Source organism: Lactobacillus sp. A27, assembly GCF_016742815.1.
GTDB lineage: Bacteria > Bacillota > Bacilli > Lactobacillales > Lactobacillaceae > Lactobacillus > Lactobacillus gallinarum.
Genome location: NZ_JAEHNT010000034.1, coordinates 1 through 8522, shown reverse-complemented (window position 1 = coordinate 8522; position 8522 = coordinate 1). Strand labels below are relative to the sequence as shown.

The 8522-nt window shown below is 37.8% G+C and carries 8 protein-coding genes; all 8 read right to left on the bottom strand.

Going from position 1 to position 8522, the window contains the following annotated elements; translation table 11 throughout:
- Positions 1-281 precede the first annotated feature (281 nt).
- The 8 genes from JEM49_RS05555 to hpt all read right to left on the bottom strand — a co-directional run bounded on the left by JEM49_RS05555 (position 282) and on the right by hpt (position 8269).
- Positions 282-1223, bottom strand: a complete 942-nt coding sequence (locus tag JEM49_RS05555) for a Ppx/GppA family phosphatase (RefSeq protein WP_201874042.1) — start codon at positions 1221-1223, stop codon at positions 282-284.
- On the bottom strand, positions 1220-2623 hold the full coding sequence (locus tag JEM49_RS05550; RefSeq protein WP_201874041.1) for a DUF2252 domain-containing protein: 1404 nt from the start codon (positions 2621-2623) through the stop codon (positions 1220-1222). Before JEM49_RS05550 ends, JEM49_RS05555 begins: the two co-directional genes overlap by 4 nt.
- A complete protein-coding gene (locus JEM49_RS05545) occupies positions 2616-4808 on the bottom strand; it encodes an RNA degradosome polyphosphate kinase (RefSeq protein WP_201874040.1) in 2193 nt (730 codons plus the stop codon). The genes JEM49_RS05550 and JEM49_RS05545 overlap by 8 nt, the downstream gene beginning before the upstream one ends.
- Complete coding sequence (locus JEM49_RS05540) at positions 4805-6325, bottom strand: exopolyphosphatase (RefSeq protein ID WP_201874039.1); 1521 nt, start codon at positions 6323-6325, stop codon at positions 4805-4807. The genes JEM49_RS05545 and JEM49_RS05540 overlap by 4 nt, the downstream gene beginning before the upstream one ends.
- A 154-nt stretch (positions 6326-6479) precedes the next feature.
- Positions 6480-6830 carry a replication initiator protein A gene (locus tag JEM49_RS05535; protein ID WP_242509782.1) on the bottom strand — a complete coding sequence of 117 codons (351 nt, stop codon included), beginning with the start codon at positions 6828-6830 and terminating at the stop codon, positions 6480-6482.
- A 111-nt stretch (positions 6831-6941) separates the two neighbouring features.
- Positions 6942-7181, bottom strand: coding sequence for a hypothetical protein (locus JEM49_RS05530; RefSeq protein WP_013437946.1), 240 nt, complete (start codon positions 7179-7181; stop codon positions 6942-6944).
- An 85-nt stretch (positions 7182-7266) separates the two neighbouring features.
- Positions 7267-7533, bottom strand: coding sequence for a 23S rRNA methyltransferase (locus tag JEM49_RS05525; RefSeq protein WP_201874037.1), 267 nt, complete (start codon positions 7531-7533; stop codon positions 7267-7269).
- A 202-nt stretch (positions 7534-7735) separates the two neighbouring features.
- A complete protein-coding gene (gene hpt, locus JEM49_RS05520; RefSeq protein WP_191335705.1) occupies positions 7736-8269 on the bottom strand; it encodes a hypoxanthine phosphoribosyltransferase in 534 nt (177 codons plus the stop codon).
- Positions 8270-8522 lie beyond the last annotated feature (253 nt).

Genomic DNA, 8522 nt, shown 5'->3' with positions numbered 1-8522 from the left:
TACCATATTTCTTACTTAAGTACGTTCCACGTTTATTTTCTAAAGTCCATTCTTCAAAAATATGAATTTTATCCTTTTTAGTTAATTTAGACATAGTAAAACCCTCGAGATTCATGTCCGAATTTCGAGGGTCACTACAAACAGCCTTTTATTGGCTGCTTGATTCTATTCATTTACTCATTATCAACAGGATTTCTTATAGAATGTCAATCATTATTATAGAGAAAAAAAGAGTATACTAAACATAACCCCCAAAAGACTAGTCTTTGACAAAGAGCCAATTATTCTTTTCTATTTTTACGCAAGTATTCAAACAAAATACCATCACGCAAACCGCAGTTAGAAAAGATCACTTCACTAACCTGCAAGTTACGCAATATTAAGCTAATCGGGATCAAACCACCGACGATCACGTCTGCTCGGTGCTTGGCTAAACCAGGAATCTTCATCCGTTCATCTTTATTCATGGCGATCAATTTACTAATCAAGTTAAAGATATAGTGTGGTGGCAAGTGCATCCCGTGAATGTCAGGCAGCTCATCAACTTCATCAGTAACCTCTCGTCGGTGAATCTTCGCGATTGTCCGGTTGCTACCGCCAAGTGCAATTAATGGCAAATTATGCACTTGTCCTAGCCAGCGCACCGTTGAAATTTTCTGCCCTGCCGCATTCATTGTGCTATACAAATCACTAGCTGAAATGGTATCAGCTAAGTTATAGTTTTGCGACAAAACGACTGAACCGATTGGAATACTTACCCGTTCTTTGCAGGCAGCATTTTGAACCCAAATCAGCTCCGTTGAAGCACCACCACAATCCATGATAATGCCGTTTCTGACTGGCAAGGTATTAACTACGCCAACGTAGTCCAAGTATGCTTCGGTACTACCTGAGATCACCTGCAAGTCCAGTCCAACTTCATCTTTTACTCGTTTTAAGAATTCCACTTGGTTCTTTGCTCCGCGAACTGCAGCCGTTGCTACCGCTTTGACGACCACATTATCATATTGCGTATATCTGGTTTTAAAGTCTTTCAAAGCTTGAATCGTTCTGTTCATTGGTTCTTCTTTAAGCGTCATTTCTTTGCCCATATTTTCAGACAAACGGACATACTCTCTAAAGTAACCTATTACTGTATAGCCACCATAATCGTCTATTTGTGAAATCTGCATTCTGACCGAGTTGGAACCCAAGTCAATTACTACTAAATTAGTATTAGTCATTTTCTCTTCCTCCTCAGTCTACTGTCATATTCACCGCGCAGATACTTCGTAAAAGCTTCGTAATCTTGTTCTACTTGCTTACTATAAGCGACAGCCCAATCAGCCATACACTTATCAAATTGCCTACTTTTTTGCAAGTAGCCATAAATCATTGCTGCCGTTGGACTTTGACAATGAGCTCGGGCCAAGATGAAGGCACAAAGCGTCGCATAAGCTTCAAAGCTTTCTTCATCCAGCTTAGTGGTATCAATTGAGTCCTTCATATCTCTGAATTGACGCACATAATAGCTGCGGCCTCCTGCTTCAGTATAACCCAAGAATGGATCATAGAAGGTTTGCAAGATGCTTTGACCGGTGATTACACGGCGCCCTTCTTCATAACCTTGCTGTTTAGCTTCTGCCACAGACAAATTAGACAAATCATACTTAGATGGCATTGCTTCTTTGATTTGCAAAACCAAGTGACTACCGTCTCTACCTGTCAGTAAAACCAGATAGCAGCGTGTACCAAAGCTACCAACACCTACGCTGTAACGAATAATGTCAGTCAGTTTAAAACTGCTCAGCAGCACCTTTACATCAGGTGAAAGCTTCTTTTGGTACTCTTCCATCGCACTAACTAATTCCTGATAAGTTTGATCAGAAATCCGTCTAGCACGTGGTGGATTTTCTTTAAAGACCAGCTTGCCATTTTCTTCAGTCGTAAATTTTTTAACTACCTTATCCGAATTATTCTTTGGTGCCTTATCCGCAATTTTCTTCAAAATCTTGACTAATTGCTTATCATCACTGGCTGTATTAAAGAAATCATTGATGCTGTATGAGGCGTAAAAACGGTCGAGCAGCTTTTGACCAGCCGCATCATTAATTCCGTCTTCATAAGCCTTGGCAGTATTCTTCAATATCTTATAAAGATTATCTGGATTATAGCCGTTGATCTCACCGATTAATTGGGCACTGACCATCAGACGCTTCAAATCGCTCTCCCAATTGCCAACTCTGGTTTCATCAAAGTCATTAAGTCCGAAAAGCAACTGTCTTTCAGGTGAAGCGAAAAAGCCGAAGTTGTTTAAGTGGGCATCTCCACAAATCATCACCCAGATTTTGCTTTGCGTGCTGTGCAACAAGTCATATTCCATGACACCAGCAGTACCACGCAAGAAGCTAAAGGCATTAGCAATCATGCGCTGATGACGCAACGGCAATAGCTCAGGAATCATTGTATCTTCCTGTGTCTTGATCATCTCAACGGCATCCCGTTCAACCGGTTTAAAAGCACCTAGTTCACTAACTGGCACCTTTTTAGCCTGCTTCTTGCCGGCTTCAATCAATTCATCTTTGCTAGCTTTTAATCGCAGCTTATCAATATTGAATCTTTTGCGTAAAAAATCCTTACTCATCCGTATCCTTCTTTTCCTCAAGGGTTAAATCATTGTCTTCTTTACGCATTACTTCAAAGACATCAGGATCTCTATCTTCATCTTCTTTTTGCTTTAATTCGCGTTCTTTTTCTTGGGCTTGATGAATAAAGTACTCTTGAGAGTTAAGGGCCTTCTTACCACGACGATCAACCATTGAATATACATCATTATGAAGTACACGTGTCTTAACGTTGTCATTCCACATAATATCGTAGATATGAAGTACACGTTCCTTCAAATCTGGCTGCAAGATTGGGAATAAGGTTTCAACTCTTCTGTTCAAGTTACGCTTCATCATGTCCGCACTTGAAAGGTAGACATCTTGATTACCATTATTATAGAAGTAATAGATTCGACTGTGTTCGAGTAATCTTCCGACAATCGAATGTACTTCAATATTATCACTAATTCCAGGAATATCGGTTCTTAAGCAACAAATTCCGCGCACAATTAAGTGAATTTTTACGCCAGCGTGAGAAGCTTCGTAAAGTTTACCAATGATTTCAGGATCAGAGAGTGAATTCATCTTCATGTGAATTTCGGCTTTACGGCCGGTTTTGGCGATTTCGATTTCATTATCAATCTTTTGATTAATGAACTCACGGATATGCTTTGGTGAAATTCTTAATTGTCTGAAGTATGGTGGACGAGAATAACCAGATAGCATGTTAAATAAGTTAGTGGCATCGACACCAAGGTCGCGGCGTGAAGTGAATAAGCCCATATCAGTGTAGAAGTGAGCAGTTACGTCGTTGTAGTTACCGGTACCCAAGTGAATGTATCTGCGAATACCATCTTCATCACGGCGAATGACCAAAGTAATCTTGGTGTGCGTCTTAAGTCCTTTCAAACCATAGATAACGTGACAGCCCATTTGTTCCAAAGTCTTAGCCCAATGGACGTTATTCTCTTCATCAAAACGAGCTTTGACTTCGACCAAAACAGTTACTTGTTTGCCAGCTTGTGCAGCTTGACCCAAGTATTTAATGATTGGTGAATTACCTGAAACACGATAAAGGGTCATCTTAATGGCTAAGACCTTGTCATCATGGGCAGCCTTACAAATAAAGTTTAAAACTGTGTCAAATGAATCATATGGGTGTTGAACCAAGTAATCTCTTTGTCTAATATTGGCAAAAATATCGCTTGAGAGAGCTAAATCTGGATCAACATAACCCTTGATTGGCGCATAACGCATTTTTTCATGACCCTTAACTGCACCAGCAAGTTTCTTAAGGAAGGTTAAATCAATTGGACCAGAAATCTCATAGATTTCATTCTTCTTAACCTTTAATTTATCAAACAAGCGCGAACGCAACTTTTCACCCATTGATTTTTCAATTTCAAGGCGAACAGCTTTACCATGTTCACGGTCTTTCAATTGCTTTTGTACACTCCGCAAAAAGTCTGAAGTATCACGTTCAGCCACGTCCAAGTCCATGTCACGAGTAACTCGGAAAATAGCGGCTTCCTTTACTTCGTAGCCGTCGAAAAAGCTGCTAACGAATTCTTTGATGATGTCTTCAAGCAAAACAAAACTATTGTCAGCCTTAGGCAATTTAACCAGACGCTTAAAGTTATTAGGAACTCTAAGGGTGGCGTAATAATGCTTACCATCTTCCTTGTCCTTCAAGCGAACAGCGATGTTCAATGAAGCATTGGCAATAAATGGGAATGGACGGTTGGTGTCATCGGCCATTGGTGTAATGATTGGATATAGTTCATCACTAAAGTAACGTCTAACGAACTCATATTGCTGAGCGTTCAGATCTTTGACTTCTTTAATGAAAATATTCTTCTTTTCAAGCAATGGTAAAAGTGAACGCCAATAAGTTGAGTATCTCTTTTCTACTGCTCTGTGTTCTTTTTGGTTGATGGCATCAAGCTGCTTTTCAGGAGTCTGGCCTGAAGAGTCAGTTGTCTTAATGCTTGCCGCAATCAACTTGTGCAAAGAAGCAACACGAACCATGAAGAATTCGTCCACATTACTTTGCGTGATGCCCAAGAAATTGATTTTTTCAAGCAATGGATTATCTTTATTGCGGGCCTCTTCCAACACTCGGTCGTTAAAGTCCATCCAGCTTAATTCACGGTTTTTAAAATATTCCGGTTTTAAAAACGGTTTTGTTTCTTCTTTTTCGTTTCCTAAAAATGTACTACTCATTGTCTATTCATACCCTCTTGTTTTAAAACAACTTTAATGCCAAATACATCCTCGAATAACTTAACGCGTTTGTTAAATGACCAACGTTCCAGCGTAATATCTGCGTTAGTTTTCGCTCTAATCACTAATTCATTGTTTTTCTTCAGTGAAATAACGATTTGCTTGATCTTTTGTTTGTGGGATGCATCTAATGCTGTCGCAATCCGCAAAATGGCAGAAAGCTTGGCCACTGTTAATTGAACATCTGGATCCAAGTGACGGTAGTGGTGTCCACCAATGTTTGGCGCAGAATCATCTCCATCATCGATAGTCTGATAACGACAAATCTCACTGACGATTTCATTTTCACGATCTGACATGCCAATCAGTTCATTAGCTTCGATAAAATCGGCTGATTGCTCATAGCGGCGAGCTTGATTAACAAAGCTGCCGATATCATCAACGGTTGCTGCCCAACCTAACAATTCTCTAGCTGATTTAGGCAAAAGGTGTACTTTACGTAAACGATCAAAAATGTGCAAAGCAAACTTGCGTACTGCGTTAGCATGGTGTAAATCAACCAAATAGCGTCGAGCCATATTTTGAGCTGAAGTCATCATGATATCAGTATCTTTGCCTCTCTTCTCTAGCATCAAAAGGCCGGTGACAACAGACATGTCTGTAATGTAAATCGTGCCAATATTTAAGAGAGAAAGGAATTGCTTGATTGAAATGGCATTAGGAATAACGTGTTCAGCTACAGCTGGTTCCAAGTCATAGTTTTGCATGATATCGTTAAGCGACATTTGGATCAGTTGATCATAGAAGTATTGAAATTCCTCGTGCGTAATTTGGTTAGCTGAGTTTTCTTTCTTCAAATAAGTATTATTCAAGGCATCAGCGTGTTGGATAATTACAGCGGCACGCGAATTATTCTTGATCTGACGAGCCAAGTGACCGATCTTCGCACCTAAGTAATCATTGATAACATAGATCGGATCATTAGGCGTTTCATTAGTGATTTCATTGATCTCTTGGATCTCTCGTGGACCTAAAGCCAGGCTCCAGCTTGATTCGAACTTATTGTTTTTAAACAAAGAAAGGTTGATCATTGCAGAACCAAGACTAAGCAAATAAGTGGCGTGGTCCTTGCCATCGTCATTTACTTCTGCTTGACTCTTCATCCCGCTTAAGACCTTGGCGTAGACGATTTGACCACCATTAAGCCATTCGATCTTCCAACCAGTTCTAACCTTGATCTGATCTGCAATAAAACTGGCAGACATTTCATCAATTAATTGTTCATTGCCGTAAAACTTGAAATCCTTAATCTGATATTCTGCTAACTTCTCTTTAAAGCCTTCAATTGCATCACAGATTTTGTCCATATCTTGTTCAAAAACTTGGCTTTTACTATCAGCTTGTAAAAACGAAGGCGAATCCAGTCGTTCAATGACAGTTAGATCCTTTAGATCTACTATGTTAAGTTGAATCTTATAGGAAGACATATAAATTAAACCAAATAAAGTTTTCTTCATTTGTTATTTTCACCTATTAATGCAATTACTTTAATATTATACTTTTACTCTATCTTAATTATATATTGACTTTTGATTATGATCTAAATTTTACGGCCTAATTTTGAAAAAATTTAATAACAAAAAAGGCACAATTTTATGTACCTTTTTCACCCTAATGACTATATGAATTGCTTACATGTAAGGGATACAAATGGTTGGAATGTCTCTCCATTGATAGCAAGTCAAATTCAACTAGTTCGTTTTTTAATTTATCTACTGTACAAGATTTGCAGTGCATTTCTTTCATCAAATCTTCATCTGAATAAATGATGTACATGTTGCCGTCGTCATCTATCCAATCCTTATTTTGTGACTCTGTCATCCGTAGAGTAAAAATCATGTAAAGATAACGAGCATTGACACTCATATCCCTATATTTTGGGTCATGGAAGAATGCCTTTGGCAAACCATTTTGTTGTTCAGGATAATCTTGGCCCTCTTTAAATCTTAGTTGTGTTTTCATTATATCTACCTCTATTATGTTTGTTTTATTTGTTTATTAGAAAATTATTAAGCCAAGCGAATAAAAAAAGCCCAGAGCTGATATGGCTCTGGGTCTTAATTGTATTCTTAATTAACGGTAGTCCTTGAGGAAGTCGACTAACTTTTGGTAGTCGGCATCGTGCTCAGAGTCATAAGCATCAACTAAATCAACAACCTTGTTGTCTTTGGTGATGATGCGGTATTCACGCAAATCTTTCTTTTCATTTGCGATTACAGTAATTTCACCTTTACCTGGTGTTGAGTACAAATCAGGATTTAGAGCTTCATTCAATTTGTCTGATAATTGTTGGTTAAATGCAATTGTGTTCATTCGCTTTTATCTCTTTTCTTATAAATAAACTCCAACACAATCATTATAACATTTTACCTAATTATGTTAGGCTTCTTATCTTAAATTAATTTTCCTTATCTAGTCTGCAAATGCACATCATATCTGGCGTTTGAGGTGCAACATCAATCGGTGTGATTGCCTTAGTTTCATAACCATTTTGCTTAAAGAGCTTAAGATCACATACCAAAGTGTCTGGGTTAAATGAGAGATAGATAAACTCTCTTGGCTGCATCTTTACGCTAGCTTCAATAAAGCCTTTTAACAAGCCTTTCTTAGGAGCAGTTGCAATAATGACGCTAGCATTTTCATTGTTTTTAGCTAGACGATTCATTACTTGATCAGCATTGCCGATTAGGTTTCCTTTTTATAAAATAAGATATCGATTAGCAGTGACAAGTGAAAATCAAATACTATACGTTTTTTTGTAACTTTAAATAAGCAAAATCTTATCAATTGTATTTATGAATATTAAAAAAGACATAACCTATTTAAATGAGATAAGCTATGTCTTTTTTACATTATCTATATTAAATCTAAGCGTAAACTCTTTGCTTAAGAATACCAACATATGGCAAGTTGCGGTAAAGACCATTGTAGTCCAAGCCGTAACCTACTAAGAATTCATTAGGGGCCTTGAAGCCATAATCATCTGGGTAGAAGTCAACTACACGTGTCTCAGGTTTATCTAACATAGAAATAACTTCAACACTCTTGGCACCGCGTTCCTTCATCAAGTCGCTAAGTGCCTTTAAAGTTCTACCTGTGTCAATGATATCTTCCATGAAGATTACTGGGCGGTTCTTAACGTCTGACTTCACGTCTTGGGTAATCTTAACCTTACCAGTAGAACTGGTACCTTCATAACTGGAGGCCCTAATTGGCTCAATTGTTAACTCGAAAGTTAATCTTTTGATCATATCACTGGCAAAGATCATTGCGCCATTCAAAACTGGAATGACAATTGGTTCTTGCCCTTCATATTTCTTGTTAAGGCGAGCTGCCATTTCATCCATGCGCTTGTTAAGTTGATCTTGATCAAATAATACTTTTTCGATGTCGTTATTCATGTTGATTATTTCCCTCTCAAATTAGTTAACGGTAAGATTTTAACATATATTTTTTTAATTTTATAGTATTTCGCTAAAATTGTTGGCCAATTTATTAATTAATCATATTTTTTATATATTATTGTTCGTGTTTTAGTGGGAGTAAATAAAAAACTATTAAGATTTTACACCAATGTCATTAAGTTAAGACATTGACAATTAAGGGTGCTTTTTTAGAGATCGAATCATTTGGATTCGATCTCTTTTTTTGTAT

Coding starts and splice junctions, on each gene's coding strand:
- JEM49_RS05555 (WP_201874042.1), bottom strand. CDS start 1,223: ATGACTAATACTAATTTAGTAGTAATTGACTTGGGTTCCAACTCGGTC.
- JEM49_RS05550 (WP_201874041.1), bottom strand. CDS start 2,623: ATGAGTAAGGATTTTTTACGCAAAAGATTCAATATTGATAAGCTGCGA.
- JEM49_RS05545 (WP_201874040.1), bottom strand. CDS start 4,808: ATGAGTAGTACATTTTTAGGAAACGAAAAAGAAGAAACAAAACCGTTT.
- JEM49_RS05540 (WP_201874039.1), bottom strand. CDS start 6,325: ATGAAGAAAACTTTATTTGGTTTAATTTATATGTCTTCCTATAAGATT.
- JEM49_RS05535 (WP_242509782.1), bottom strand. CDS start 6,830: ATGAAAACACAACTAAGATTTAAAGAGGGCCAAGATTATCCTGAACAA.
- JEM49_RS05530 (WP_013437946.1), bottom strand. CDS start 7,181: ATGAACACAATTGCATTTAACCAACAATTATCAGACAAATTGAATGAA.
- JEM49_RS05525 (WP_201874037.1), bottom strand. CDS start 7,533: ATGAATCGTCTAGCTAAAAACAATGAAAATGCTAGCGTCATTATTGCA.
- hpt (WP_191335705.1), bottom strand. CDS start 8,269: ATGAATAACGACATCGAAAAAGTATTATTTGATCAAGATCAACTTAAC.